22 protein-coding genes are annotated in these 24,788 nt (G+C 60.5%); 10 read left to right on the top strand and 12 right to left on the bottom strand.

What is annotated here, in order from left to right; translation table 11 throughout:
- Nucleotides 1–35: 35 nt before the first annotated feature.
- The 3 genes from ACZ5G6_RS23695 to ACZ5G6_RS23685 are packed head-to-tail and all read left to right on the top strand — an operon-like array spanning nt 36 to nt 4,191.
- Nucleotides 36–1,184, top strand: coding sequence for an acyl-CoA dehydrogenase family protein (locus tag ACZ5G6_RS23695; protein WP_498692239.1), 1,149 nt, complete (start codon nt 36–38; stop codon nt 1,182–1,184).
- Nucleotides 1,181–3,331 carry an acetate--CoA ligase family protein gene (locus ACZ5G6_RS23690; RefSeq protein WP_498692237.1) on the top strand — a complete coding sequence of 717 codons (2,151 nt, stop codon included), beginning with the start codon at nt 1,181–1,183 and terminating at the stop codon, nt 3,329–3,331. Before ACZ5G6_RS23695 ends, ACZ5G6_RS23690 begins: the two co-directional genes overlap by 4 nt.
- A 41-nt stretch (nt 3,332–3,372) precedes the next feature.
- Nucleotides 3,373–4,191 (top strand): enoyl-CoA hydratase-related protein, encoded by an 819-nt coding sequence (locus tag ACZ5G6_RS23685; protein ID WP_498692235.1) that lies wholly within the window; start codon nt 3,373–3,375, stop codon nt 4,189–4,191.
- Between the two features lie 83 nt (nt 4,192–4,274).
- Here ACZ5G6_RS23685 and ACZ5G6_RS23680 read toward each other — a convergent pair whose 3' ends face one another.
- The 5 genes from ACZ5G6_RS23680 to ACZ5G6_RS23660 all read right to left on the bottom strand — a co-directional run bounded on the left by ACZ5G6_RS23680 (nt 4,275) and on the right by ACZ5G6_RS23660 (nt 8,433).
- Nucleotides 4,275–5,015 (bottom strand): IclR family transcriptional regulator, encoded by a 741-nt coding sequence (locus tag ACZ5G6_RS23680; RefSeq protein WP_498692233.1) that lies wholly within the window; start codon nt 5,013–5,015, stop codon nt 4,275–4,277.
- Between the two features lie 261 nt (nt 5,016–5,276).
- Complete coding sequence (locus ACZ5G6_RS23675; protein ID WP_498692231.1) at nt 5,277–5,510, bottom strand: hypothetical protein; 234 nt, start codon at nt 5,508–5,510, stop codon at nt 5,277–5,279.
- 54 nt (nt 5,511–5,564) lie between these two features.
- Entirely contained in the window at nt 5,565–6,761 is a 1,197-nt protein-coding gene (locus ACZ5G6_RS23670) for a bifunctional 2-methylcitrate synthase/citrate synthase (RefSeq protein WP_498692229.1), read from the bottom strand.
- 53 nt (nt 6,762–6,814) lie between these two features.
- Complete coding sequence (locus ACZ5G6_RS23665) at nt 6,815–7,585, bottom strand: carboxymuconolactone decarboxylase family protein (RefSeq protein WP_326335720.1); 771 nt, start codon at nt 7,583–7,585, stop codon at nt 6,815–6,817.
- 44 nt (nt 7,586–7,629) lie between these two features.
- Entirely contained in the window at nt 7,630–8,433 is an 804-nt protein-coding gene (locus ACZ5G6_RS23660) for an SDR family NAD(P)-dependent oxidoreductase (RefSeq protein ID WP_498692227.1), read from the bottom strand.
- Between the two features lie 197 nt (nt 8,434–8,630).
- Between ACZ5G6_RS23660 and ACZ5G6_RS23655 the strand changes: the two genes are divergently transcribed.
- The gene (locus ACZ5G6_RS23655; RefSeq protein ID WP_498692225.1) at nt 8,631–9,458 is read left to right on the top strand and encodes a sugar phosphate isomerase/epimerase family protein; all 828 of its coding nucleotides are present in this window, start codon (nt 8,631–8,633) and stop codon (nt 9,456–9,458) included.
- 205 nt (nt 9,459–9,663) lie between these two features.
- Here ACZ5G6_RS23655 and ACZ5G6_RS23650 read toward each other — a convergent pair whose 3' ends face one another.
- The 3 genes from ACZ5G6_RS23650 to ACZ5G6_RS23640 are packed head-to-tail and all read right to left on the bottom strand — an operon-like array spanning nt 9,664 to nt 13,013.
- On the bottom strand, nt 9,664–11,250 hold the full coding sequence (locus tag ACZ5G6_RS23650; protein WP_498692223.1) for a cytochrome b/b6 domain-containing protein: 1,587 nt from the start codon (nt 11,248–11,250) through the stop codon (nt 9,664–9,666).
- A gap of 1 nt (nt 11,251) precedes the next feature.
- Nucleotides 11,252–12,220, bottom strand: coding sequence for an electron transfer flavoprotein subunit alpha/FixB family protein (locus ACZ5G6_RS23645; RefSeq protein ID WP_326335727.1), 969 nt, complete (start codon nt 12,218–12,220; stop codon nt 11,252–11,254).
- Between the two features lie 13 nt (nt 12,221–12,233).
- Nucleotides 12,234–13,013 carry an electron transfer flavoprotein subunit beta/FixA family protein gene (locus ACZ5G6_RS23640; protein ID WP_326335728.1) on the bottom strand — a complete coding sequence of 260 codons (780 nt, stop codon included), beginning with the start codon at nt 13,011–13,013 and terminating at the stop codon, nt 12,234–12,236.
- A gap of 263 nt (nt 13,014–13,276) precedes the next feature.
- Here ACZ5G6_RS23640 and ACZ5G6_RS23635 point away from each other — a divergent pair, with 263 nt between their 5' ends.
- From ACZ5G6_RS23635 to ACZ5G6_RS23625, 3 genes are all read left to right on the top strand, one after another.
- Nucleotides 13,277–13,807, top strand: coding sequence for a cupin domain-containing protein (locus tag ACZ5G6_RS23635; RefSeq protein ID WP_326335729.1), 531 nt, complete (start codon nt 13,277–13,279; stop codon nt 13,805–13,807).
- A gap of 182 nt (nt 13,808–13,989) precedes the next feature.
- Complete coding sequence (locus ACZ5G6_RS23630) at nt 13,990–15,363, top strand: MFS transporter (protein ID WP_326335730.1); 1,374 nt, start codon at nt 13,990–13,992, stop codon at nt 15,361–15,363.
- Nucleotides 15,364–15,776: 413 nt separating this feature from the next.
- On the top strand, nt 15,777–17,168 hold the full coding sequence (locus ACZ5G6_RS23625) for an MmgE/PrpD family protein (protein WP_326335731.1): 1,392 nt from the start codon (nt 15,777–15,779) through the stop codon (nt 17,166–17,168).
- 185 nt (nt 17,169–17,353) lie between these two features.
- Here the strand turns inward: ACZ5G6_RS23625 and ACZ5G6_RS23620 are convergent, their stop codons facing one another.
- Genes ACZ5G6_RS23620 through ACZ5G6_RS23605 form a run of 4 tightly spaced genes read right to left on the bottom strand, consistent with a single transcriptional unit; the run spans nt 17,354 to nt 21,607 of the window.
- Nucleotides 17,354–18,505 (bottom strand): bifunctional 2-methylcitrate synthase/citrate synthase, encoded by a 1,152-nt coding sequence (locus ACZ5G6_RS23620; protein WP_326335808.1) that lies wholly within the window; start codon nt 18,503–18,505, stop codon nt 17,354–17,356.
- A 2-nt stretch (nt 18,506–18,507) separates the two neighbouring features.
- Nucleotides 18,508–19,434, bottom strand: a complete 927-nt coding sequence (gene prpB / locus ACZ5G6_RS23615; RefSeq protein ID WP_498692217.1) for a methylisocitrate lyase — start codon at nt 19,432–19,434, stop codon at nt 18,508–18,510.
- Nucleotides 19,435–20,955 carry an MmgE/PrpD family protein gene (locus ACZ5G6_RS23610; RefSeq protein WP_498692214.1) on the bottom strand — a complete coding sequence of 507 codons (1,521 nt, stop codon included), beginning with the start codon at nt 20,953–20,955 and terminating at the stop codon, nt 19,435–19,437.
- Entirely contained in the window at nt 20,948–21,607 is a 660-nt protein-coding gene (locus ACZ5G6_RS23605) for a GntR family transcriptional regulator (RefSeq protein ID WP_498692212.1), read from the bottom strand. The genes ACZ5G6_RS23610 and ACZ5G6_RS23605 overlap by 8 nt, the downstream gene beginning before the upstream one ends.
- A gap of 361 nt (nt 21,608–21,968) precedes the next feature.
- Here ACZ5G6_RS23605 and ACZ5G6_RS23600 point away from each other — a divergent pair, with 361 nt between their 5' ends.
- From ACZ5G6_RS23600 to ACZ5G6_RS23590, 3 genes are all read left to right on the top strand, one after another.
- Nucleotides 21,969–22,565: a hypothetical protein gene (locus ACZ5G6_RS23600; protein WP_498692210.1), complete on the top strand. Its 597-nt coding sequence runs from the start codon at nt 21,969–21,971 to the stop codon at nt 22,563–22,565.
- Between the two features lie 208 nt (nt 22,566–22,773).
- A complete protein-coding gene (locus ACZ5G6_RS23595; RefSeq protein ID WP_498692208.1) occupies nt 22,774–23,739 on the top strand; it encodes an AbiTii domain-containing protein in 966 nt (321 codons plus the stop codon).
- Nucleotides 23,740–23,800: 61 nt separating this feature from the next.
- Nucleotides 23,801–24,679: an AbiTii domain-containing protein gene (locus ACZ5G6_RS23590; protein ID WP_498692206.1), complete on the top strand. Its 879-nt coding sequence runs from the start codon at nt 23,801–23,803 to the stop codon at nt 24,677–24,679.
- Nucleotides 24,680–24,788: the final 109 nt, after the last annotated feature.

Raw genomic sequence — 24,788 nt, 5'->3', positions numbered from 1 at the left:
TGAACACCCAAGCAACTGATAGAAGGAGAAAACGCGTGGACTTCGCACTCACCACCGAGCAGAAGGACTTCCGCGATTCGGTTCGCGCGTTCGCAGAACGCGAACTCGCATCCGGCGCAGTGGAACGTGCTCACAGCAGCGACTACCCATGGGATGTCGCCAAAAAGATGGCTGAAAACGGCCTCATCGGCATCACCGTGGACGAGGAAGACGGCGGCGGCGGCGGATCCCTGATGGACGCTGTCATCGCCATCGAACAAATCGCGGCCGTGTGCCCCCGCAGTGCCGATGTCATCCAGGCCGGCAACTTTGGCGCCCTGCGTGTCCTGGCCAACTTTGCCAGCGATGACCAGAAGCAACGCTTCCTTGCCCCGTTGCTGGACGGAACCGGTCTGATCTGCGTCGCCATGACCGAACCGGACGCCGGTTCCTCGGTCACCGAGCTGACGACGACGGCAACGCCAGACGGCGACGGTTACCGAATCAATGGAACGAAGATCTTCACTACGCATGGACTGCACGCGTCAGTCTTCCTGGTCTACGTCCGTTTCGGCCCGGGCGCCGACGGCGTCGGCTCCGTACTCATCGAACGGGACACCGAGGGACTGAACTTCGGAGCACCCGCAACCTTCATGGGTGGCGAGGACTGGAACCCCATCTTCTTCGACAACGTTTACATTCCCGCTGAGAATGTGCTTCTCGGAGCGGGCGGGTTCAAGAAGCAGATCGCCGGCTTCAACGTCGAGCGGATCGGAAACAGCGCGCGCGCACTCGCCCTGGGCCGGTACTCGTACCAGCTTGCCCGCGAGCACGCTCTTACACGCAAGCAATTCGGCCGTCCGCTGTGCGAATTCCAAGGTCTGCAATGGAAGTTTGCAGACATGAAGATCAGCCTGGATGCCGCACAGTTGCTGTTATACCGTGCAGCAGTCAACGCCGACACCGGCTTCCCCTCGGCCGAGGAAACGGCCATTGCCAAGATCATGTGCAACCGCACTGGCTTCGACGTGGCCAACGAATCGCTGCAGGTCCTTGGCGGGATGGGCTACAGCAACGAAATGCTGGTCGAATACTGTCTGCGCCGGACCCGCGGATGGATGATCGCCGGTGGCACCATCGAGATGCTGCAGAACAGGATCGCCGAAACCGTGTTCGGCCGCCGCTTCTCCCAGAGGGCCTCGTGACCAGCGCAGTCGCCGCAGAGGCGAAGGAACAGACCATGACCGAGGAGGACCGCCGGGTATTCGAGGGCTTGTTCGCCCCTCAGGTCATCGCGCTGGTCGGAGCTTCCAGTGATGAGCGGAAGCACACGTCCCGCCCGCAGCGTTCCCTGCGGAGGCACGGCTTCCAGGGAAAAATCGTCCCCATCAACCCCAAGCGGGACGAGATCTTCGGCGACAAGGCGTACCCCAGCCTGCTGGAGGTGCCCGAGACGATCGACCACGCCTTCATCATGGTTCCCGCGGCGGCGGTACCGGAGGCCATCGAACAGTGCATCCAGCGGCGGATCCCGGTCGCCACCATCTACGCCGATGGTTTCGCCGAAGCAGGACCCGAAGGACGTAAACGGCAGGAGGAACTTGTAGACCGCGCCCGGGAAGGCGGAGTACGTCTCTTGGGGCCTAACTGCAGTGGAGTCCTCAGCACCAAGCCCTCCAGCGCCTTGTCGGTCAACGCCGCCATTGAACAACTGGACATCACGCCAGGTTCTCTGGCCGTAATTTCCCAGTCCGGCAGCATGACCGGGGGACTGCTCTCCCGCGGCCTTGGTCGAGGTGTCGGTTTCTCCAAAGTGGTGTCGATCGGCAACGAGAGCGACATTACCGTCGGTGAGATCACCGACTGGCTGGTGGATGACCCGGAGACAGGGACCATCCTGCTGTTCCTAGAGACTATTCGTGACGCTCCACGCCTGGCCGCGGCCGCACGACGTGCCGTGGAAGCTGGCAAACCTGTCATTGCGTACAAGCTGGGTCGTTCCGATGTCGGGCGGAGTCTCGCCGCTTCCCACACGGGCGCGATGGCCGGGTCTGCGGAAGTCTCCGATGCCTTCTTCAACGCTCACGGCATCTTGCGGATTGACAATCTCGAGGCCATGTTCGAGCTTCCGGTGCTTTTGGGGAACCACCGGCCTTCTCAGCACCACCGCGTGGCGGTGATGTCTACTACCGGTGGGGGAGCGGCCACCGTCGTGGACCGTCTGGGCAGCATGGGCGTTGAAGTAGTCACGCCGAGCGATGCGGTTGTCGACGCATTGGCAGGCAAGGGTATTGACATACCTCGAGGGCCCCTGACCGATCTGACACACGCCGGAACACGGGCTGATGTTTATGGGGCAGTACTGGATGAACTCGTTGCTTCCGATCACTGCGACCTCGTCTTGGCGATCGCTGGCAGTTCCGCCCAGTTCCAACCGGAGATCTCCGCAGGGCCGCTCGTCCGTGCCGGCAACCACGGCAAACCGTTGGCAGCCTTCTTCGCACCGCACGCCCCAGAGGCCTTGGCCCAATTGGGGGAGAGCGACGTCGCAGGTTTCCGCACGCCTGAATCTTGCGCCGACGCAATCCGGGCCTGGAGCCAGTGGACGCTACCCTCCCCAGCCCCTGAGGTGGACGGGAAGGCTATCGCCGTGGTTGCCTCAACGCTCTCGGCGATGCAGGGCCGTCGACCGAACGAACGGGAATCCGCGGAGGTCTTCGATGCCCTGGGTATTCGTACCGCTCCAGCCGTTGTCGTACCCGATGATGCCGCTCCTGATTCAGTGGCTGACCTGGATATTGAGTACCCCGTCGTGGCCAAGATTTTGTCCGGCGACATTCCGCACAAGACCGACGCCGGAGGCGTCGTGCTGAAAATCCAGAGCGCCGAAGCCTTGGCGGAGGCCATCCGGACCATCCGCGAAAATGTCTCAACCCGCCACCCGGCAGCAAATGTTGACGGAGTGCTTGTGCAGAAAATGGAATCCGGTTTGGCCGAGGTAATACTTGGCTTCCGTCGGGACCCTGAAGTAGGCCCTGTCATCGTCCTGGGCGCCGGCGGTGTTCTGGCGGAGGTTTACAAAGACATCGCCGTCAGAGTAGCCCCCGTTGGTATCGAGGAAGCCCGCTCGATGATTGAACAGGTCAAGGGCCTGGCAGTTGTTCGAGGCTACCGAGGTCTGCCCGCTGGAGACACGGAAGCCTTGGCACAGGCCGTGGTCTCCCTTTCCCAGCTCGCCGATGACGCCGTCAGCGAGATCACCGAAGCCGAGATCAATCCGCTGCTTGTCCTTCCGGAAGGTGCCGGGGTCGTGGCTGTGGATGGCCTGGTCGTCAGCTCACCACAGAAATAGTGCCCGGATTTGACAGGACCACTCAAAGAAAGACGTGATTCATGACCATCGATAATGCCTCGACCGAGGAAGTCACGGCAGCAACGCAGAGCGACAAGGTGGCCGTCTCCTATCCGGCCGCCGGCGTAGCCCAGCTCACCATTAATCGCCCGGAGCGCCGCAACGCACTCAACATCGAGGTCAAAGAGCTGGTAGCCCAGGCGGTAGAGCAACTCATCGCTGACCCGAGCGTACAGGTCATCGTGATCACTGGTGCCGGCGGCGCGTTTGTTGCCGGCACCGATGTGGCGGAGATGCAGTCTTTGACGCCTGTCGAACACACTCTGAAGGTCACGGACCGCATGTTCACCGTGTTGAGGAATTGCCCGAAACCGCTGATTGCCGCGGTGGAGGGCTACGCCCTCGGTGGAGGTTGTGAACTGGCGCTCTCCTGCGACGTGGTGATCGCCTCGGAAAAGGCGCGCTTCGGCCAGCCGGAAATCCTTCTTGGCGTCATCCCCGGTGCCGGCGGAACACAACGCCTGCTGCGTGCAGTGGGTCGCTACCAGGCAATGCGTCTGCTTTTGACGGGCAAGTACGTATATGCCGCCGAAGCGCTGGCAATGGGACTCATTTCGGAGATCGCACCGGAAGGCAAGGCCCTGGAACAGGCGATCGAAATGGCGCAGCACGTAGCATCCATGCCTCAGCTGGCAGTTTCGACCATTAAGGAAGTCATCCGCGCCGGCGCCGACGTTCCGCTTGACACAGCACTGCTCCTGGAACGCAAGGCCTTCCAGATCCTTTTCGACTCTCACGACCAGAAGGAAGGCATGAAGGCTTTCCTCGAGAAGCGCCCGCCCGAATACCTGGGACGGTAGAGTGAAAGAAGCGGCCGCAGCTTAGCTGCGGCCGCTTCTTGTTTAATACCTTCGGGTCTATTCTGCCCGACACTGGCGGGGGCTCAACCTGAGATGGTCTTGGCGGCGGCCAGCATGTCAGCGGCGATTTCATCCATCCGCCCTTCCATCCGGGACCGAGGTCCCGCCATGGCGATGCTCATGGTCACAGGAGACTGGCCGACGAAAACGGGAACTGCCAGCCCGATGTGGTCAGCCCCGGATTGTCCGATATTGACTCCGACCAGCGTCTCCCGAGTCCGTGCTACTTCGGCTTTGACATAGTCGGCCTCCGACGGCTCCTGATGGTGGCGGCGGAGGTACCCGTCAAATCTCTTAGGGTCCATAAAGGCCAAAAAGACTTTACCCGAACTACGCGGCCAAAGAACCAGACGCCTGTTCAGCGTCGCGATAGCCCGGATCAACGTGTCCGGCTCCACACTGTCCAAGTAGACCACCGAGTCTCCGACCAGTGTCGACAGCATGGCCGTTTCGTTCCACCGGCCAGCCAGGTCCGTAAGAATATGGCGATAGGCAAACTGTGCCGACAAGGACTCGGTCGTGATGAGGCTGGAGATGGCGGGGCCAACGACGTAGGCTCCGTCAGATTCTCTTAGGTAGCCTGTAGCAACCAAGCCCTTGGTCAGAGCGTGCAGGGATGACTTCGGCGCCGCCAATGCTGTCGACAGGTCGCTGAGCCTGATACCGTTCATGCCACTGGCTACAACGAGTTCCAGGATTGTCATGACGCGGCCAACTGTGCGGTGTTCTGCCGACGCGGGTCCGCCGTTGCTGCTAGGTGGCATCGGAGCCCCTCACTCTCTGAATAGCTTAGCTTTCATATATAAGCATACGCGGTCGGATACACGAACGCCGCAACCTTGGAGGCCTATTCTTTCCGCCCTACACCCAGATGCATAACGCGAAGCGCTCTTAAATGGACTGCGGATGGCAGGGAGGGAGCTCTGCCATCCGCAGGTCTAGTATCCGGCAGCGCGTGGGCCCCGGACGGTGCAACTGCCGAAAGTTCGTCTTATTTAATTGAAGCAACTGGTGGCGGCATGTGCTCACCAAGCCCAGGGAAAGCTCGACCGTTTGTGATGCCGCGAGGGACGGTTGTTGGATCTGGCCGGCGAATCAGGCGTCGGCACTTGTTCACGCCCACTGCATGAGATCGACGGATCTTCCTTGAAGCGGGAGTCTTCGCGCTTGAGGATGAGTTCGCTGACGGCCCACCCGTCCCAGAAGAATGCCCGCTCTGGGTCGCCCTGGTCCCAGTACCAGCCCAGGGCCTCAATCATGAGGTGAATCCCATCGCAGAAGAAGAACGGCCTGGTCAAGGAACCCTGAGTCGTTCATTCTGCCGACTCCGCCGCGCGCCCGGCGACGGCGGCCTCGGCCGCTGCAAGTGCTTTATCAGGGCGGTAGCCCTCGACGTGCCGTTCGGCGGGTCCGTTGTATTCGGAAAGGGGCCTGATGAGGGCATTCGCCGATGCCTGTTCGAGGATGTGCGCCGTCCAGCCTGTGATGCGGGAGGCGATAAATACCGGCGTAAACGTCAGGGTATCGAACCCTATGAGGTTGTATGCCGGTCCTGACGGGAAATCAAGGTTGGGGTAGATGCCTTTGCGGCTAACAAATTCGGATTCGAGCTGATTATAAAGATCTGCGACGTCGGTTCGGTTGAAGTGCTCAACCAACGTGTCCAAGGCAGCTTTCATGGTAGGGACACGGGAATCGCCGCGTTTATAAACGCGGTGTCCGAAGCCCATGATCTTGCGCTTGGCAGCCAGTGCCTCATCAAGCCAGGGACCAACATTGGAGGCTTCCCCGATTTCATTGAAGATATGCAGGACGGCCTCGTTGGCACCGCCGTGCAGCGGACCTTTCAGAGCGCCGATGGCTGCTACGACGGCCGAATAGAGATCACTGAGGGTGCTGGTGACGACGCGGGCTGTGAATGTTGAGGCATTGAATGAATGCTCCGCGTACAGGATCATGGACCGGTTGAATGCGTCGACGATGACTGGATCTGATTCTTTTCCGAACGTCATCCAGAGAAAGTTGGCTGCATAGTCCAGGTCGTCACGCGGCGCAACTGGTTCCTCGCCGCGGCGGCGGCGCTGACCGTAGGCGACGATGGCCGGCAGGGCGGCGAACAGCCGGACGCTGCGGGAGAGATTTTCTTCGGGACTGCCGCTGGCATCCAGCACTGACGCTGAGCCTCGAAGGGCATCGGCGCCCAGCATGCTGACTGCCGTTCGCACCTCATCCATGGGATGAGCGTCCAGGGGCACAAGGTCGATGGCGGCCCTGACTTCCGGGGCCAGGGCGCGGTGAAGGCGCTCTTCCTTGCGGAGGGCCGAGAGTTCCTCAGGTGACGGAAGTTCGCCGTTCCAGAGAAGATAGGCCACGGCCTCAAAGGGTTGCGTGGCTGCCAGTTCTTGCACTGGATAGCCTCGGTAAAGCAGAGAGTTGGTGTCAGGGTTGACTTTGCTTACCGCGGTGTAGTCGACCGTAACTCCGGCGAGCCCCTTTTTAATGTCAGTCATGGTCACTCCTTCGTGATACTGAGTTCAAAGTGCGTGGCGCTGGGTGCCTGCGGTTAGGAAATCGTCCAGCCCGGTTCGCGGCCAAAGAGAAACTTCGCACCGAGAACGTACCCTTCCAGCCCGAGGAGACCAGCGAGCTGGAAAACCTCCAGAATCTCGCCGCGCGTTGCCCCTTCGTCCAAGGCGTTGCGGATGTGGCGGCGCAGCCCCGGTTCGTAGTTGTGTGTCACCGTGCAGTCGATGCCGATACAGACAAACTCCCGCTCCTTCGTGCTGAGCGGTCCATTGTTCCAGGACTCGGTTCCAACCGTGTCGAGTGCCTCGTAGTAGGCCGGCATCAAGCGGGCAATCGCTTCACGGTCGGTGTTCCAGAATCCGCGGGATTCGATGAATGCCCGCTTCGCTGCCTCAAACGCGGGGTCGATGTCGTCCGACGTTCCTGCGTCCTGGCCCCGCTTTGTCAGTTCCTCCTGCAGAATCGGAACGGAGAAGTAGAGTGCGTGGTTGGCAAGGGCCACGATGGTGATGAGGACATCAATGATCTCCCCAGCCGTAGCACCGGCGGCCTGGGCTCGTTTGATGTGACGCTCGACCGCTTCAACGTTGAGGCTCGTGGCCGAAGCATGCATTCCAAGCAAAACCAGTTCTTTGACCCGCGGCGTGAGGTGTGGGCTTTCCATGGGAGCCCGCCAGTACTTCGAGGCAGCATCCAGGGAGGACCAGGCGGAGTCGCGGAAGGCGTCCACATCAGCGACCTCTGCAATGACGTCAGAAAATGATGTTGTATCCAGGGTGGCCGGAGTCCGGCCGTTGTGTTCTGTCACGGGAAACCTCCCATTCTTTTTTGTTGGTCGAGATTTCGTTTCGGCTACCAGCCGATTTTCACTAGCGCTCCGCCGTCGACAGGCAGAGAGGCGCCGGTAATGAAACCGGCTTCGTCAGAAGCGAGGAACACTGCGGCGTTGGCGACATCCCAGCCTGTTCCGACATGCCCATGCAAAGGAATCAGGGCCTTTCGCTGTGCGATGATCTCTTCGCGTGACGTGCCGGTCAGCCGAGCACGGGTGTCCACAGCCATGGCCGTCTCCACGCGTCCTGGAAGGATGGCATTTGCGCGAATTCCAAACTCAGCGTTTCTCATGGCGAACTGCTGGGTAAAGGCGAGAAGGCCAGCCTTGCTCGCACGGTATGCGACGTTCGTGGAACTCGTCTCGATGGCTGACATGGACGAGACGTTGAGCACCACGCCAGACCGCTGACTACGCATGATGGGTTCGACCAGTTTGGCCGCCATAACGGCTCCCCGGAGATTGATCTCCATGACGACGTCGAAAGATTCCTCGGTGACGGTATCCAACGGTCCGTCGCCTGCGCCGACACTGACGCCTACGTTGTAGTGGAGGATGTCGATCCGTCCCCAGTTCGCCATGGCAAAGTCAATTGCCCCCTGAAGCGACTGGACGCTGCGGACATCGGCTTCGAACGGCTCCCCGGTGCCGGACTCTGCGACTTTCAGGGTTTCCTTGGCGGAATCCAAATCCCGGTCAACAGCCAGCACCGTCGCACCTTCCTGGAGAAACCGTACGGCTGTTGCACGGCCGTTGCCGATCGACTCACCAGGACTCTGCCCGGCTCCGATTACAACGGCTACTTTGTTGGCAAGTCTGCCCATGGCTTTCCTTTCGGATGGAGTTGAACAGCATTGTTCAGAACCGCTGGGACGGGCGGGGCCAAGCCCCCGCTCTCAGGGGGAGGGGCTCGCTGGCTCCAGCGACGACCAGACGGTTGCCTTGTTAGAAGTGTACATCATCAGATACGTCAGTTCGCAATGATGTACAGGTGGCGGATTTGGATACTACAGTTTGAGACATGAAAAAGACTCATCCGCTGTCCCTGGCTGCTCTCACATTGCTTCCCTGCTCGCCAATTGAACAGATCGAAGTGGCCCTGAAGGCCGGCTTTGACGGTGTCAGCCTGCGACTGCTGCCTGTGATGGATACCGACGTCGACGTGATGGCCGACTCAGTGTTGCAACGAGACATCGAACAGGCTCTGGCAGATAGCGGCCTGAAGGTGTTCGACGTAGAGGTCGTTCGCGCCACTCCCGAAACTGTCGTGAAGGATCTGCTGCCTGTGTTCGAGTTCGCCGGCTCAATCGGGGCGCAACGGCTGGCGGTCACATCAGGAACCGTTGAAGAATACGGGTCCGAGAACCAGATCACGGTTCTGCGCCGGTTGGAAGAGCTGTGTGTTGCCGGTAGTCGGTACGACGTGGGAGTGATGCTGGAATTCATCCCCTACCGTGGAATTGCATCCTTCGGCCAAGCCTTGGACGTTGTTCACGCCGTTGGTCACCCGGGCCTGGCGGTCACCGTGGACGCTCTGCATTTCTTCCGCTCCGGCGGAGCGGTTGATCAGCTAGCGCAGACCGATCCCGCACTGCTCGCCTGTGCCCAACTGTGTGATGCGCCCGCGGCCCCTCCCGCAGACCTGCCCTTTGAAGCCCGATATGGGCGGCTGTTTCCAGGCGAAGGAGGCCTTCCATTGGACGACTTCGTGGGCGCGCTCCCGCACGGGCTGCCTGTGTGCGTTGAGATCCCCGCAGCGAACCACGGCGGAATGTCGATTCTGGAACGCGCCCGGCGTGCAGCCAGCTCGGCGCAGGACGCGCTCAGCGGCGCTAAGTCAGCCAATTAGTGAAACCATGCTGTCCACGTATGATGTGCTGCTCCTGTAGAAAGGCGCAGGAGCAGCACATCGCCCCGTCCATACATCAGAAACCTTTGGTGACATCGTGTGCACTCCCTGCACAGGCACTTGCTCGTACCTGGACGCAAGCACAACACCCGGCCCGGTACCCGACACGCTTGACGCCGCGTTCTATCCGGGCGGGCCTGACGGGTCAGTTCCTTGAGACCTTCCCGAAAAGCCGCGCGATCGATGTCAGAACCAGGGGACGGGCGGCGAACCATCCTGCTGTAATGACCGCCAGCGATGCCACAAATATCCAGAAACCGAGCCAATGGACATCGTCGGAGGCGCCGTACATGTGGTTGAGGTTCCGCAGCACCCCTGTTGCCAGGACAAGAACGACATGCACGACAATGAAGATCACAAAGTAGACCATGACGGGAAAATGCACTGCCCGGGCCCACTCGAGGGGGTAGGCCTGGCTCAGTTTCTTGGCGTTCTTGGGCCACACTCCCGACATCCTGAAGCCCGACAGCGCCGCCAGCGGGGCAGCTATGAAGACCGTTAAGAAGTAAGCCATTTGCTGCAGGGAGTTGTAGTTCACCCATCCATTCTCGGTGGGCCAGTCGAGGGAAGCGTATTGGAGAGCTGCGCTGAGCGCGTTGGGGAAGACCTCCCAGCTCGTTGGGACAATCCGCATCCATTGTCCGGTTGCGAAGAGGAGAGCGACGAAAACTGCGCCGTTCACCAGCCAAAGGACGTCCAGCGATTGATGGAACCACAAAGCAATGCTTATTTTCGGGCCTCTGCCGTTTCTTGGGGTCCACATGGCCGGCGGTCGCTTCTGATACCGCACGGTCAGTCCACTGCGGATAATCATCACCATAAGAAACACATTGAAAAAATGCTGCCAGGCCAACCATGCGGGCAGTCCCACGGGGGCGGCAGCGGGGAGATGGTATTCGCCAGGGTAGGTGGCCAGGAAATCTTTCATGAAGTCCAAGGACAGGAACGATCGCAGAGCCAGTATCAGGATTCCCCCGACGCCGAGCAGTAAAGCTCCACCGCCGAGGACCAATCCTGCCATCTGAAGGCTGGAGTATGGCCCAAAGCTTCGCGGTTCGGGGGCAGGTGAGACCTCTTTGGCTTTACGATGCGTCTCAGCTGCGGTCAGAGGTGCTGGCTGCGGGGCAAGAGCCGAGGGAACGGGTTCGGGACGGACTTCGGCAGCAGAGGCGTCCGAGTGTGTTTGCGGCTTCGTGGACGATGCTACGGCGGTGGCGGACCGCGGATTGTCCGGCTTGTCGAGAGCTGCCATGCGCGTTTTCACATCAGCAGGAGCGAAGCCTTCCGACGGCCAGGGATCGCCCTGGGTGGAACGGGGAAGCCCCCGGCGCAAGGGCTCATCGCTCATGGATCCAACGGCATGCTCCTGCGGCGGCACGAAGGCCGGTTGCGGCGCAGTTACTTTCCTCTGGGGGGACGGCTCCTGGAGCCTTTTGCCGTCGGGATCGGTCACCGTGCCTGCGCTGCTGCTGGCAGGCCATCGATCACCGCCGACGGTGCGGGGAAGGCCTCGACGAACGTGGCCGCCAACCGGGACTGTCCGGGATGAACGGAGCGCCGTCTGGTGGATGTGCGCCTCTTCGCTCTCCTGAACGGGCCGCTGGCCGGGCGCCACGTGGACCTTCATCTGCTCCGCAGCTGGCTCCGGCCGCGTTGAAGGACTGCCCGTGGAGGGCCAAGGCTGGCCACCGGGCGTCCTGGGTAGGCCTCGCCGCTGAAGGGATGCCGGCATGCTATGCCTTCCGGCTTCGCAGTGACTCGATCAATTGCGGAACCACCGTAAACAGGTCTCCAACGACTCCAAAGTCGGCGACGTCGAAAATCGGGGCGTCTGCATCCTTGTTGATCGCCACGATGGTTTTAGCCGTCTGCATGCCTGCCAAGTGTTGAACTGCGCCCGAAATACCGACGGCGAGGTACAGCTGGGGGGAGACGGACACCCCTGTTTGGCCAACCTGATAGGACTGCGGGACGTAACCGGCGTCCACCACCGCCCGGGAGGCCCCGACTGCTGCCCCCAGGAGATCCGCCAGCTCTTCGATTAGGGCGAAGTCTTCCCTGGAACCGAGCCCACGGCCACCCGAGACAACTCTTCCCGCCCCGCGTAGCTCGGGGCGGGACGTATTTGAGACGGTTGCTTCAAAGGCGTTTACCGACGCGGCGCGGACCCCTGAAGACTCGACTTCCAAGCGTTCAATGATCATGGGCTTTGCCTCCGCACGTCCTTCAACCGATCCTTGACGAACAGTGATGACAAGAGGTCCAAAGGTGGCGGCGGAGTCGACGTTGTACGCACCTCCGTACACGGAATGCCGTGCGATGATGCCCTCCGCATCGCGGCCGACACTGACGGCGTCCACTGAGAGTGCTGAACCCGTCCGCGCCGCGAAACGGGCCGCAGCGTCCCGCCCATCAACAGAGTTGGACACAAGAACTGCCTGCGGACGAACAAGTTCGACGGCGGCCGCAAGAGCGTCGACAACAGGGATCGTAAGTCCGGTTGACGGTGGAGCGAGCAGGACCGTCTCCGCACCCAACAAGCTGGCTGCTTCGGCATGAGCTTCGGAGTCGGAAAGAATGAGCGCCACAGCGGACCCAATTCCCGCAGCAGCCCCCAAGAGCTCAGCGGCGGATCTGGCAAGGCCGCCGTCCGGGGCGACGTCCAGAAGTACTAAGACAGAGTCGGTGGGGAAGTTCGTCATGGTGTGAAGCCCCTTAGGCAAGCCGGTTCTGGAACAGGAATTCAGCGATCTTCGTTCCGGCATCGCCTTCGTCGAAAATCTTCTCACCCGGCCCGCGGGCCGGTTTCTCGGAAATTGCTGTCATGATCGAACGGGGCGTGGTCGTTCCCTGGGCCGCATCTACGCCAAGATCCTGCAATGACAGCGTCTCAAAGGGCTTCTTGTTCGCACCCCGGATACCTTTGATGTTCGGGAACCGGGGATCGGGCAATGCCTCAGTGATGGAAATGACTACGGGCAGGGTTGCTGACAGCTGGGCAGTTCCCGCCTCTGATGCACGTGTTCCAGAGACCTCAACGTCGGTGATCTCCACCGATGTGAGGGCGGTCAGGTGAGGTAGGCCAAGATGCTCGGCGACCATGGCCGGGATGACCCCTCCGGCTCCGTCCGTGGACTGGTTCCCTGCAATAACGACATCGAAGCCTGTGCGTTGGAGGGCTGCGGACAGGACCGAGGCTGTTGTCCCGAGATCGGCCCCGGCCAACTCGTCATCAACGATGTGGACCGCAGAGCCAGCCCCCATAGCCAACCCCTTCCGCAGCGACGCTGCGGCGCCCGCAGGTCCCATCGACAGGACAACCACTTCGGTGCCAGGGTTCAGATCGGCGTGTTTCAAAGCCACTTCCACCGACCGTTCCGAGATCTCATCGAGCACCGCATCGGAGGCGCCACGTTCGGCCAGCCCTGTCTCCAGCGAAAGTTTTCGATCTCCGTAGGTGTCCGGGACCTCTTTGACCAGGACGACGATCTTCATGTGCCCACCTTCCTCGGCAAACTGAAGGGATTCCATTCCCAACCATGAACGACCGTACCATATTATGAACGGTAATCGTCAAGATCCTTGATTCAATTGACCCTCCATCGCAACTATCACCGTGAATCCTTGACCTCAGCCTGCGATCTACGTAGAGTCCCACGTTAGTCAGATATGGACGATGATACGTATATATGAATGCTGCGAGCTGCGCTCCTAGGGGTTCCTGCCCCGCATTCGAGTAAAGACTCAAAGGAGAGAACGTGACCGGGGAACATCTCCAGGCCCAGGCCAGGCGGGTAGTAACGGGCGTGAACGCCGAGGGAAAATCGATTTTCGTCAGTGACGAACCCACACCGCACCGGCTCGCTGGACCCGGCAACACCAAATGTGACATTTGGCGGACCTCGGCTTTGCCCGTTGCGCTCAGTGACGGCGACGGCATCGATGAGGGTGTCATCACAGAGCCGCCCAAAGGCGGGATCGTGTTCCGGCAAACAACCTTCGCCCCTGACTCGGAGTGGGACAAATCGCTCGGGTATTCCGATTCCAAGGGACAGCTTCACGGCACCATCCCTGCCGAGCAGAGCGGGGGAGTACCAGGTTTCCACTTCACCAACTCCGTGGATATCGTGACGGTGCTCGACGGCGAGATCGTCGCCGTGATGGAAACGGAAGAGAAGGTCCTCCGCGCAGGCGACTCCCTGATTATGCGCGGAGTGAATCACGCTTGGTGCAATCGCACGGATAAGCCGGTTACGGTGCTGGCCATCATGATTTCAGCCGACGTCTAAAACGGCTTGGGCTCTACGGAGTCATTGCGATCCACCAGCAGTTGCTGCACGCATTCGGAGCCAACCCCTTCTTTCGGCACTGATGGCCGACCAACGCTTGACTCTGTCACGCCACAGCACCGCATCCCCGGACCGGGTGCCGTGCCCACTGTGCCGCCCTCACGGCCTGAAAGGAAATACGCATGGATGTCATCAAGTCACTGAGATACAGCCCTATGAATATGGGGCGCTGGTATGCAGTGTTCCTGTGCTTATTGTGCAACGTCATTGACGGCCTAGATCTGCTGCTAGCCTCATATGCTCTTCCCCACCTGCCCCAAGGCTTTGCCTCGGCTGAAGAGAAGGGCTTGCTGATCAGTCTGGGTTTCATGGGCATGGCGTTCGGTTCCGTTGTCATTGGACCAATGGCGGACCGCTTCGGCCGCAGGAGGCTTATCGTCGCCAGCCTGTTCGTCTCGACCCTTGCGTTGGCCATCACGGCCATGGCCTCTGGCGTCGAGCTGGTCCTGGCCGCGCGGCTCCTGACCGGCATTGCTGTTGGAACGGTTACACCGCTTTCCTTCGTCCTTGCAGACGAATATGCTTCGGAAAGCCGGCGGAGCGTCTGTGTGGGCATCGTTGCACTGGGTTTCCCAATGGGAAGCACGCTCGGTGGGTTGATCGGCCTGATAATTATCGATTCCTTCGGCGGCGCCTGGCAGCCACTGTTCGGGTTTGGTGCTCTGCTCAGCTTCCTGGTTTTCCTCATCGCGCTCATCTCTCTTCCCGAGAGCCTGACGTTCCTGGTTAGTCGTCAGCCAAAGGGTGCGGAGCGCCGTATCGCCCGAATCGTGAAGCGCATGCGGCTGACCGAAGCCCACCAGGACGGCGCAGAGAAACCTGGGGCTTCACAACCCGCCGCTGAAAACACGGCAGGTATCCTCTCACCCAAGTACAGGACGAGAACGTGGCTGATCTGGGCAGGGTACGCCGCCAGCTCGACAGCGTTCTATTTCGTCACCACTTGGACCCCGCAGCTGGTTTCCAGCGCCACTGGAAGTACAACCACAGGCACCTTGGTTGGCACTATCTTGAGCGTGGGAGGATTCGTTGCCACGGTCCTGTTTACGCTGATTATGCTGAAGGCCGGCCCAACCAGGGTCTGCTGGACTGCAGGCATCATTGCCATCGTTGCCCAATTTGCCTTCGCGTTGACGCTCGCCAATGGTGGCGCCGTTTTCGCAGCAGCCGTTCTTGGCATGAGTCTGCAAACCGTCCAAGCGGCCTATGTCGCCAGTTGTACTCGCCTCTACCCGACCCTCCTACGGGCGAAGGCAGAGGGACTGATGATGGGCTTCAGCAGGATCGGGACCATTCTTGTGCCGCTGCTGGTCGGCGTTGTCTTATCGGTCATTTCCCCTCAAACCATGTACCTCGTCGCTTCCGTATTTGTCGTCGTCGCCACCGCAGCTGCATTTGCGTTGTGGACAACAACAAAGACCGACCTGACAGGCGCTGCTGGTTCACAGCCCGGCAGCAGGACGCGCAACGCTCCCACAAGCCTTGCTGGGCGATAGCGGTGAGCAGCGTTGCCGCAACCGACCGTTTCTGCTTCCTGTAAACCGCGCGTCGCCGCTTCGGCCCGAAGAAAAATCGGCTCCGTAGATCAAAAGAATCTAAGGAGCCGCCTGCGGTCCTAAGGGAGACCATCCAGAGAAAGCTGCGTGAATGATCAGTCAAGAAAAACAAGCCCCAGTAGATCCGCGTGACTCTGAGGATCAGCAGGATTACTGCGAGGGATCGGATTGCTTCTTCTGCAACGGCCCTGAAACGGACTAGCACCACATTCCACCCACCGCCTCAGTACGCATGGGAATGTCAACCTAAAGGAACCGCAATTACCTCCGAGCCGCGCCCTGGATGAATGCGCCTGACGGGGCGGGAGGGGTCACGGGGTGGCGGCCTTTGTCTACCGAGGGGAGCAGACCAAATGGATGGTCATTACACGACTGCTGTCGCTGACCACATCGCAGCAGCCTCCGATTCGCCAATCGCTCCGGACATAGCGGACCGCGCGAAACAGCACTTGCTGGACAGCCTCATAGCCATGCTTAGCGGCGCTACGCTCCATCCCGGCAGGCTCGCCATCCGTTACGCGTATTCGAGAGGTGGGGCGGGAGAATCGACAATCATCAACGGGCACAGAACCAACCCGGAGACCGCGGCCTTCACCAATGCCGTTTGCGCACACGCTAACGAGACGGACGACGTCAACAACCGGGCGAGGATCCACCCTGGTTCTTCCATTGTCCCGTCCGCCATCTCCATGGGCGAGGCCCTGGATTCTTCGGGGCGGGCGCTTCTTCAGGCAGTTTGCTTGGGTTACGACGTTGCCGGCGCCGTAAACATTGGCGCTTGGCGGTCCATCAAGGACATGGATCGGTCTCCCCGCACAAGCCACGGTCTGGGCCAGACCTTCGGTGCGGCTGCCGCTGCCTCGTCGCTTGCCAAACTGACGACCGAGCAGAACCTTCACGTCCTGTCCTACGCAGCGCAGCAAGTGGCGGGGATTGCAACGATCTACCGCGATCCAGAGCATATCGGCAAAGCATTTGCCACGGCTGCTGTCCAAGCTCATGCGGGCGTCCGTGCTGTTGAGCTTGTTCGTTTCGGCTTTACGGGCGTCCGGGATGTTTTTGATGGTTCGCCAAGCGTTTTTGATGCCTTCGGCCGGGAGGGCAGCAATGAACGTATGCTGCGCGATTTGATCAACACCCGGCACGTGACTCAAACAGACATTAAGCAGTACCCGGTCGGCGGGCCGATCCAGCCGGCCGCCCAAGCAGTCGAGCATCTGATCCAGACACATGGCCTCCAGGCCGAGGTAGTGGAGTCTATTGCGGTGCATATGCCAACCGCGTTTGCTTACGTAGTAAATGACCGGCCTATGCCCGACATCAACCTTCAGTACATCGTGAGCGTACTTCTCATCGATGGGGAGATCACTTTCCAGAACTCACACGATTACGATCGATTCAACTCCAGGGAAATCCGTGAATTCATGGACCGAGTGCGACTCGTAGCCGATCCAAGTTTGGATGTCACTGACGAGTTCGTTGCCGACAACGGCCGCACCTGGCGTGCTGCCGTTGTGGTGGAAATGAAGGACGGGCGTACGCTGCGTGAACAAGTCGATGCCTGTTGGGGAACCCACAAGAAGCCAATGACGTGGCACCGGCTGACAGGAAAAGCGCACATGGCCCTCCGCGGAACCATGGTCGATGAACAAATTGATGCGCTCATCGAATGGGTGCAAAGCGTCGAGAGCGCTGAAAGCACGAGAGAAGTTCGCCGGTTCCTATCGGCAGCCGGCGGTCGCTGATCGCGCCAGGAGCCGATAGTAGGCAGGTGGAAATGGGGGCTAGATTCCAGACTCGGTTCAACCCCGACGAGCCGTGTTTCGTCTGTTGGAAAAGAGCGGTGGGACGCCGAGTACGTTGCGATTAGTGTGATGATCCGGGTGACCATCCGACGCCCCACCGCTGGATTTGGGGCAATAGCTACCGGTTATAGGGAGCGCTGATCGTGACCGTTGTATTCGCTCAGGGGACGGATCAGCGAGTTCGATGCTAGCTGCTCCATAATGTGCGCTGTCCAGCCCGTGATGCGGCTGGCAACGAAGATCGGCGTGAAGGTCTGGGTGTCGAATCCCATGAGGTGATACGTCGGGCCGGCAGGGTAGTCGAGGTTGGGCTTGATGGCCTTGGCCTCGTCCATGGCCTGCTCCAGGCCGTTGTAGAGACCCAGGAGTTCAGGCCGGCCGTAGTGGGCAATCATCTTGTCCAGGGCAGCCTTCATGGTGGGCACCCGTGAGTCACCGTGCTTGTAGACCCGGTGCCCGAAGCCCATGACCTTCTTCTTGTGCGCCAGGGCGTCTTCCATCCAGGCACGCGCCCTGGCCGCGGCGTCCTCCGGTGATTCCTCGGGCCGGATGCCGATTTCGTCGAAGGTATGCATGACCGCCTCGTTGGCGCCGCCGTGCAAGGGACCCTTTAGAGCGCCGATGGCAGCAGTCACGGCAGAGTGCAGGTCAGACAGCGAGGATGTGACGACGCGGCCCGTGAAAGTGGATGCATTGAAGGAGTGCTCGGCGTAAAGGATCATCGAAACGTTGAAGGCTTCAACGACATCCTCCGCTGGCTCTTCCCCGAAGGTCATCCAGAGAAAATTCGCCGAATAGTCCAGGTCATCCCGTGGCTCGACCACCTCCTGCCCAAGACGCCGACGCTGGTCGTAAGCCACCACGGCCGGCATGGCAGCCCAGAGATCAACAGCCTTCCTGAGGTTGGCCTCCGGAGAGGAATCCTCAGTAAGCTCATGCCGGGCTCCCATCACGGATGCCGCCGTTCGGCACACATCCATAGGGTGCGCCGTAACGGGCAGCGAATCCATCACGGCTCTAACAGTCGGATCCAGGGCACGCCCGGTACGCTCCACAGCAACCAGTGAAGCGAATTCCTGAGCGTTTGGCAGTTCGCCATTCCACAAGAGGTAAGCCACTTCTTCAAAGCTGCACTTGGTCGCGAGCTCCTGTACGGGATATCCGCGGTACAACAAGGAGTTGGTTTCGGGGTTCACCTTGGAAATCGCGGTGTAATCCACAACGACTCCCGCTAGTCCCTTCCGGACGTCCGGCGACTGGACAGTTTCCTGCAGCATCGTCATCGTGGGTCCTTTGCCGTGCTGAACACCGACGGCACTTCAAAATTAAAGACACCGTTGTCGAACTGGTTGTATGCCTCGTAATCCACGAGTTCGTAGAGGCGCGCACGGGTAAGCATCTCTCCCACGCGCACCTCCTGCGTTCCCAACCGTTTGAGAGTTTCAAGCGTCTGTTCGGCAGCACGCATGGCAATGCGGAGCAGGGTGACCGGGTAGATGACCATGTTCACGCCGACACTCTGCAACTGGTCAACGGTGAAGAGATCGCTTTTGCCGAACTCGGTCATGTTCGCCAGGATGGGCACGTCCACGGCGTCGCGGATGGCTTGGAACTCGTCCAGGGTGGCCATGGCTTCGGGGAAGATCGCGTCCGCCCCGGCATCGACCAGTGCTTTGGCGCGGTCCTGGGCGGCTTGGAGTCCTTCCACGGCGCGGATGTCGGTGCGGGCCATGATGAGGAAGTTCGGGTCGCGGCGGGCGTCTGCTGCGGCGCGGATGCGTTTGGTGGCGGTGTCGATGTCCACGACGTTCTTGCCGTCCAGGTGGCCGCAGCGTTTGGGGTTGAACTGGTCCTCGATGTGGCATCCGGCCAGGCCGGCGTTTTCGAGTTCCTGGATGGTGCGTGCCACGTTCATGGGTTCGCCGAAGCCGGTGTCTGCGTCAACCAGGGAGGGCAGGTCGGTCATGCGGGCGATCTGCCCGGCCCGGGTGGCTACTTCGGTGAGCGTGGTGAGGCCGATGTCCGGCAGGCCCAGGTCGTTGGCCAGGACCGCGCCGGAGATGTAGACCCCGGCGAAGCCCTTTTCCTCGATCAGTCGTGCCGAGAGCGGGTTGAACGCTCCCGGGAACTGCTGCACGGTCCCGGAGTCGAGGAGCTCCCTGAGCTTTAGGCGTTTCTGTTCGGGTGTGGTTTTGGAGTACAGCATTTAGAACAGTCCCTTCGGAGCTGCCGCGAGGTCGATCACGCCGGGTGCGGCGGTGATGTTGAGCTGGTCCAGTTCGCCGGCGCCAAGTTCGGTGACGCGTTCGACGGCGGCGAGGAACCTTTCGATCTCGGCCTCCTCCACCAAGCCCGCCGCGAGGGTGCGGAACTTGTTGATGTATTGCTCGCGGGCGAACGGCCGTGCACCGAGGGGGTGGGCGTCCGCCACAGCGATCTCATCGGTGATCACCGTTCCATCAGTCAGTGTGATGACAACAGTGCCGCCGAAGGCTTTCTCCGCGATGTCCAGGGAGTGGTACCGGCGCGTCCATTCCGGGTCTTCCACGGTGGTGACCTTGTGCCAAAGCTCCACGGTGTCCGGGCGGGCGGCGCGTTCGGGGGCGTAGGAGTCCACGTGGTGCCAGGCGCCGTCCTGCAATGCGACGGTGAAGATGTAGGGGATGGAGTGGTCCAGGGTCTCCCGCGACGCGGTGGGGGAGTACTTCTGGGGATCGTTCGCGCCGGAGCCGATCACGTAGTGCGTGTGGTGGCTGGTCTTGATCAGCACCGAGGCCACGTTGGCGGGGTCGGTGGTTTCCGGGTGCTCGCGGTTGAGCTTGCGGGCCAGGTCGATCCAGGCCTGGGCCTGGTATTCGGCGGAGTGTTCCTTGGTGTAGGTGTCCAGGATGGCCCGCTTGGCTTCGCCCTTCTCCGGCAGGGGAACCTCGTAGGAGGCGTCCGGGCCATCCAGCATCCAGGCGATGACGCCGTCTTCGCCTTCGTAGATCGGCACGGGCGAGGTCTGCCCGCGCATGGAGCGGTCCACGGCTTCGACGGCCATCTTGCCCGCGAAGGCCGGGGCGTGGGCCTTCCACGTGGAGATCTCACCCTTGCGGGACTGCCGGGTGGCGGTGGTGGTGTGCAGGGCCTGGCCCACGGACTGGAAGATGGTCTCGACGTCCAGGCCAAGGAGGGTGCCGATACCGGCCGCGGCTGAAGGGCCGAGGTGGGCCACGTGGTCGATCTTGTGCTTGTGCAGGCAGATCGCCTTGACCAGGTTTACCTGGATCTCGTAGCCGGTGGCGATGGCACGGACCAGGTCGGCGCCGTTGGAACCGACGTGCTGGGCGACGGCCAGGATCGGCGGGATGTTATCCCCGGGGTGGGAGTAGTCCGCGGCCAGGAACGTGTCGTGATAGTCGAGTTCGCGCACGGCCACGCCGTTCGCCCAGGCGGCCCATTCCGGGGAAACCAGCTCGCTGATGCCGAACACCGAGGCGCCCTTGCCGTTCGTGGTCGGGGCGTGGCTGAGAGCCTGGGCCCGGGCCGCAACGATCGGTGCCCTGTTGAGGGAAGCGATCGCCACGGAAGCGTTGTCGATGATCCGGTTGATCACCATATCCGTGACCTCGGCCGACACGGCGACGGGATCCGCGGCGACCACGGCGATCTTATGGGCCAGCTGCTCCTCGCGGGGCAGGTTTTCCTCGGACTTGTACACGCGGACGTGGTTGTTCTTAACCATGGGACTCCTTCGAAACTGATGTATGTGTTGCTTTGACGTGGGAAAGACTCCGGTAAAGGTGGACGATCGTGGCAGCCTCGGCAAGCCGGCGATTTCCGGCAGCTATGGCCTGGGCAATGGCAGCATGCTCGACAGCCGCTTCGTTGAGCCGGGCGGCATCGTCCGATGAAAGTCGTCGTACCCGAACCAGGTGGACGCGAAGGCTTCGCATCGCTTGAGCCAGATAAGAGTTGGAGATGGCGACGTCGATAGCATCATCCAGCTGGGCGACGAGTTCGTAGTAGTCGTGGCGTGCTGGATCATGATCGTGGAGCATCTCGGGCGCAGCAAGCAACCTGGAATGCAAATCTGCAAAAACGGCAGGATCGCCCCGTTCAGCGGCTAAGGCGGCTGCCTTGACTTCCAGTGTTTCCCGCACTTCGAAGAGTTCATCAATATCGTCCAGCGAGATATCAGTGACAACTACACCGCGGCCTCCCGCGGCAACCGTCAACCCTTCAGCGCTAAGACGCCCTAGCGCCTCGCGGAGGGGTGTTCGTGACACTCCCAGCCGCTCCGACTGCTCGACCTCGGCCAAAATCGCTCCCGGCTTCAGACGCCACTCAAGAATGTCTTCACGGAGGGCGGCATAGGCCCGGTCACTGGCTCGCATACCCAAATTGTATACATAGAAGGTTGAAAGGGGCTACAGATACCCAATAGTGAAGCTATATGTATACATTCGAGACCGAGGGGTCTCTGTGGGTGCCTACAGGCGTCTCGACGGGGCGACAGCCTCAAGAAAGATGGCGGTGCGGACTCCGAGGATGAGTAAGTCCAAGGCTGCCTAAGTCTCGATGAAGTGATCAACCAGATGCGCGTCATTCATCCGACCAATCAAGTGCACGATTCCCAATTGCGAATGGCTCGAACGCCGATAACCGTGATTATGACAAGTAAACTTGTCATGCTTAACACTCTTGGCAACATTTCTTACCATCGGGCATACTGGTCACTGTAGCAACCGGACGCCGATGAAGGGAAGCATGATGGGCTGGTTCACCGAAGGCAGCGACCACGAAGGCTACGTCGTCTGCGTCTTCGCCGACGGCATGTACGGGGCCGGCGGGAAACACCGGCAGATCAGCCTGATGACACCCGATGGCAACACGATCTGGGAAAACGACAACGACCCGGACAGCGTCGTGTGGCGGCCGCCATCCCAGGTCGTCGGCTGGAAAGTCGCCTGCAGCTGCGAACCGCACCGGAAACACGTCATCATGGACCAATTGTGGACACGCGTCTGGGACCCAGCCGAAGAAGACCTCACCCGCCACCGCATCTATGCCGGAGATCCGTCCAGCGACGACGCCGCCTACGTCAGCGACCGGGCAGACCTGGAGCCACTATTCCTTGAGCAGTGGCACCGGCACATCGCCCCTGACCTGCACCTCCACACCATCAGCACCCTCGGCGAGCAACTCAAACAGATCGAGGCCCAACTCGACAAGGCCGTAGCCGCTGCCCGGTCCGACGGCCTCTCGTGGGACAAAATCGGCAGGGCGTTCGGCATCACCCGTCAAGGAGCCCGAAGTCGCTGGGATACTTCAGGTGAGAGGATCACCGAGTAGTAACCCAGAGCCCCGCTGAGTGCTCTCGTTCAGTGGCTACGGACGCCCGAGAATGGGCACCAGCTACACAGATTCGGAACAGGCAAAGACCGGATGCGCCGGAAAGCTCTCACGGCAAACGCCACCAAGAGCCGCGCCCGGTCGAGGCTACAGCCCCGGGGCTGTGGTCCGTGCGTTCAATTCAGGCATGTGCTGATATAAAGCTTGGATGAGCACCCTTGAAGCCCTAATCACTGGGCTCACCGATGACAACGTGACCACGTCGAACGCCCTTCGTCGGGTGTTGGTGGTTGGCAGGCGGCTGAAATCGGACGCCATCGTTGACTGGGCAAACAGCGAGTTGAACGGCTTCGGCAATCTCCCGGTAGAACAGTTTCCCTCTTACCGGGGTCCGCACCCCGCCAACGTCGAGGCCACTTTCCTCGGCTACGGGTCCTGGGTGAAGCATTTCATCAGCAAAGAAGCAGTCCCTGATGAGGCAGGGTTTCGGGAAGCATTCTTCGATGTCTACTTCAACGAACCGGTAGCGGAACTGGAAAACCTGGCGGAAGCGGCCAAGGACTCCCGTCAGATATGGCCCAACCAAGCTGTCGCACGCCTTGAGAAGTGGTCACAAGAGGGGCGCGCTCCGCGGGTGGAACTACACCACATCCAGTCGGCTGAGAAGATCATTCCCAGATCCATGATCCGTGGCGTCCTCGACGGTGTTCGGAACAAAGCACTGAATCTTGCCCTCGACCTTCAGGAGCAATCTCCTCAGGCCGGCGAAATTGACGGACCAACAATTCAAAACCCGAAATTAGGAAACGTAGTGAACCTGCACTTCAACAACACATTCCACGGCGGCACGAACTCCGTGGCCCAGGGTGAGAAGGTCACCCAAACCATCACCGTGGGCCAAGGGGAAACCGTTACCCAGAGCGTATCTGTGCAGCAGGGAGACTCCGATGCGCTGATGCTCGCCTTGGAGAAGATTGGTCTAGCACTGGAAGACAGGCAAGCTCTCGGCGAGGCCCTCGAGAAGGACGGAAACAAGCCGGGGAACGCCGTCATGGACTTTCTGAAGAAATTGGGGACGGGCGTCATCAAGATAGCTGGAACCGCGGCCGCGGAACCCGCAATCGGCTTGGTGAAAGCGGCTATCACGGGCTTCACAGGAATCCCGATCCCGTAGATCGTCCTGAGCGGCGACCGTCCCAGCCTTGGGGCGGTGGCCGCTGGTATAAAACTGATGCATGACCATCCTCGACGATGCCATCGCAGACCTAGCTGGAAGCTCAGCAGAAACCAGTTCAGCCATCAGGAAGCTCCTTGTCGTGGGCACCCGAATGAAGTCCCAGCCCATTATCGATTGGTGCAAGAAGGAACTTACCGGGTATGCGGCGGATCTATACGACGATTACCCGCCCTACAGGCGACGGCTGAGCACGCCTGTCCTGGTGCGCTGGTCAGGATACGGTGGCAGCTACCGTGACCTCCCACTCGATACCATGGTTGTCCCCGAAGGCCTGCGGGACATGTGGAAGCACTCTTACGCAGAGCCGATTGACGAACTGGAAGCCTTCGACGGAGGAAAGAAATACTGGCCGTTGCCATTGGTTCAATACCTACGTCAGCTCTCTGATGAAGGAAAAGCTCCCCGGGTCGATGGACACCAGATCTATCTGGTGTGGCAACTGCTCACGGAAATGCAGATCAAAGGCGTTGTGGCCGCCATCCGGAACCGGGCACTGATGATGGCTTTGGAACTGCAACAAGCATTTCCCGACGCTGGAGAGCCGGGCGGCCCAACGGTTCAAGACGAAGGTGTTGGCGAAGCAACAACCAACATCTACTACACAACCGTCTTTGGGGGAACGAACAGCTTTGCAATGGGGGAACAGGTCACGCAAACAGTAACCCGCACACAGGGAGACGCTGAGCATTTCAGTCAAACACTCGAGGGTTTGGGCCTCCCCGCCGAGAGCATTGCCAAGCTACTACGTGCCGTCGCCGAAGATGGGCAACGCCCTGGTACTTCAGTTCAGCAAGCCATGCAAGACTTAACCGCCGAGCTTGACGAAGGCCCTGTAAAAGCCGCCATTGCTGGCTTCACGGGACATCCAATGGAGTAGCCGTACTTGGACCCCGGCCGGCACCTGTCAAACGTGCCGTTACTCGCGGTCCCGCGGCTCCACGGGTCTCTCTCATCCGCCGATGCAGGTTGCTGTCCCTCCCCTGGCC

This window comes from Arthrobacter sp. TmtSoilC51 (genome assembly GCF_055388015.1).
Note: the sequence above shows the minus strand (reverse complement) of the source record. Positions and strands in the feature narration are given on the sequence as shown.

Excerpts from the sequence above, each read along its gene's own strand:
- ACZ5G6_RS23685 (WP_498692235.1), top strand. The coding sequence starts at position 3,373 with ATGACCATCGATAATGCCTCGACCGAGGAAGTCACGGCAGCAACGCAG.
- ACZ5G6_RS23680 (WP_498692233.1), bottom strand. The coding sequence starts at position 5,015 with ATGCCACCTAGCAGCAACGGCGGACCCGCGTCGGCAGAACACCGCACA.
- ACZ5G6_RS23675 (WP_498692231.1), bottom strand. The coding sequence starts at position 5,510 with ATGATTGAGGCCCTGGGCTGGTACTGGGACCAGGGCGACCCAGAGCGG.
- ACZ5G6_RS23670 (WP_498692229.1), bottom strand. The coding sequence starts at position 6,761 with ATGACTGACATTAAAAAGGGGCTCGCCGGAGTTACGGTCGACTACACC.
- ACZ5G6_RS23660 (WP_498692227.1), bottom strand. The coding sequence starts at position 8,433 with ATGGGCAGACTTGCCAACAAAGTAGCCGTTGTAATCGGAGCCGGGCAG.
- ACZ5G6_RS23655 (WP_498692225.1), top strand. The coding sequence starts at position 8,631 with ATGAAAAAGACTCATCCGCTGTCCCTGGCTGCTCTCACATTGCTTCCC.
- ACZ5G6_RS23650 (WP_498692223.1), bottom strand. The coding sequence starts at position 11,250 with ATGCCGGCATCCCTTCAGCGGCGAGGCCTACCCAGGACGCCCGGTGGC.
- ACZ5G6_RS23645 (WP_326335727.1), bottom strand. The coding sequence starts at position 12,220 with ATGACGAACTTCCCCACCGACTCTGTCTTAGTACTTCTGGACGTCGCC.
- ACZ5G6_RS23640 (WP_326335728.1), bottom strand. The coding sequence starts at position 13,013 with ATGAAGATCGTCGTCCTGGTCAAAGAGGTCCCGGACACCTACGGAGAT.
- ACZ5G6_RS23630 (WP_326335730.1), top strand. The coding sequence starts at position 13,990 with ATGGATGTCATCAAGTCACTGAGATACAGCCCTATGAATATGGGGCGC.
- ACZ5G6_RS23625 (WP_326335731.1), top strand. The coding sequence starts at position 15,777 with ATGGATGGTCATTACACGACTGCTGTCGCTGACCACATCGCAGCAGCC.
- ACZ5G6_RS23620 (WP_326335808.1), bottom strand. The coding sequence starts at position 18,505 with ATGCTGCAGGAAACTGTCCAGTCGCCGGACGTCCGGAAGGGACTAGCG.
- prpB (WP_498692217.1), bottom strand. The coding sequence starts at position 19,434 with ATGCTGTACTCCAAAACCACACCCGAACAGAAACGCCTAAAGCTCAGG.
- ACZ5G6_RS23610 (WP_498692214.1), bottom strand. The coding sequence starts at position 20,955 with ATGGTTAAGAACAACCACGTCCGCGTGTACAAGTCCGAGGAAAACCTG.
- ACZ5G6_RS23605 (WP_498692212.1), bottom strand. The coding sequence starts at position 21,607 with ATGCGAGCCAGTGACCGGGCCTATGCCGCCCTCCGTGAAGACATTCTT.
- ACZ5G6_RS23600 (WP_498692210.1), top strand. The coding sequence starts at position 21,969 with ATGAAGGGAAGCATGATGGGCTGGTTCACCGAAGGCAGCGACCACGAA.
- ACZ5G6_RS23595 (WP_498692208.1), top strand. The coding sequence starts at position 22,774 with ATGAGCACCCTTGAAGCCCTAATCACTGGGCTCACCGATGACAACGTG.
- ACZ5G6_RS23590 (WP_498692206.1), top strand. The coding sequence starts at position 23,801 with ATGACCATCCTCGACGATGCCATCGCAGACCTAGCTGGAAGCTCAGCA.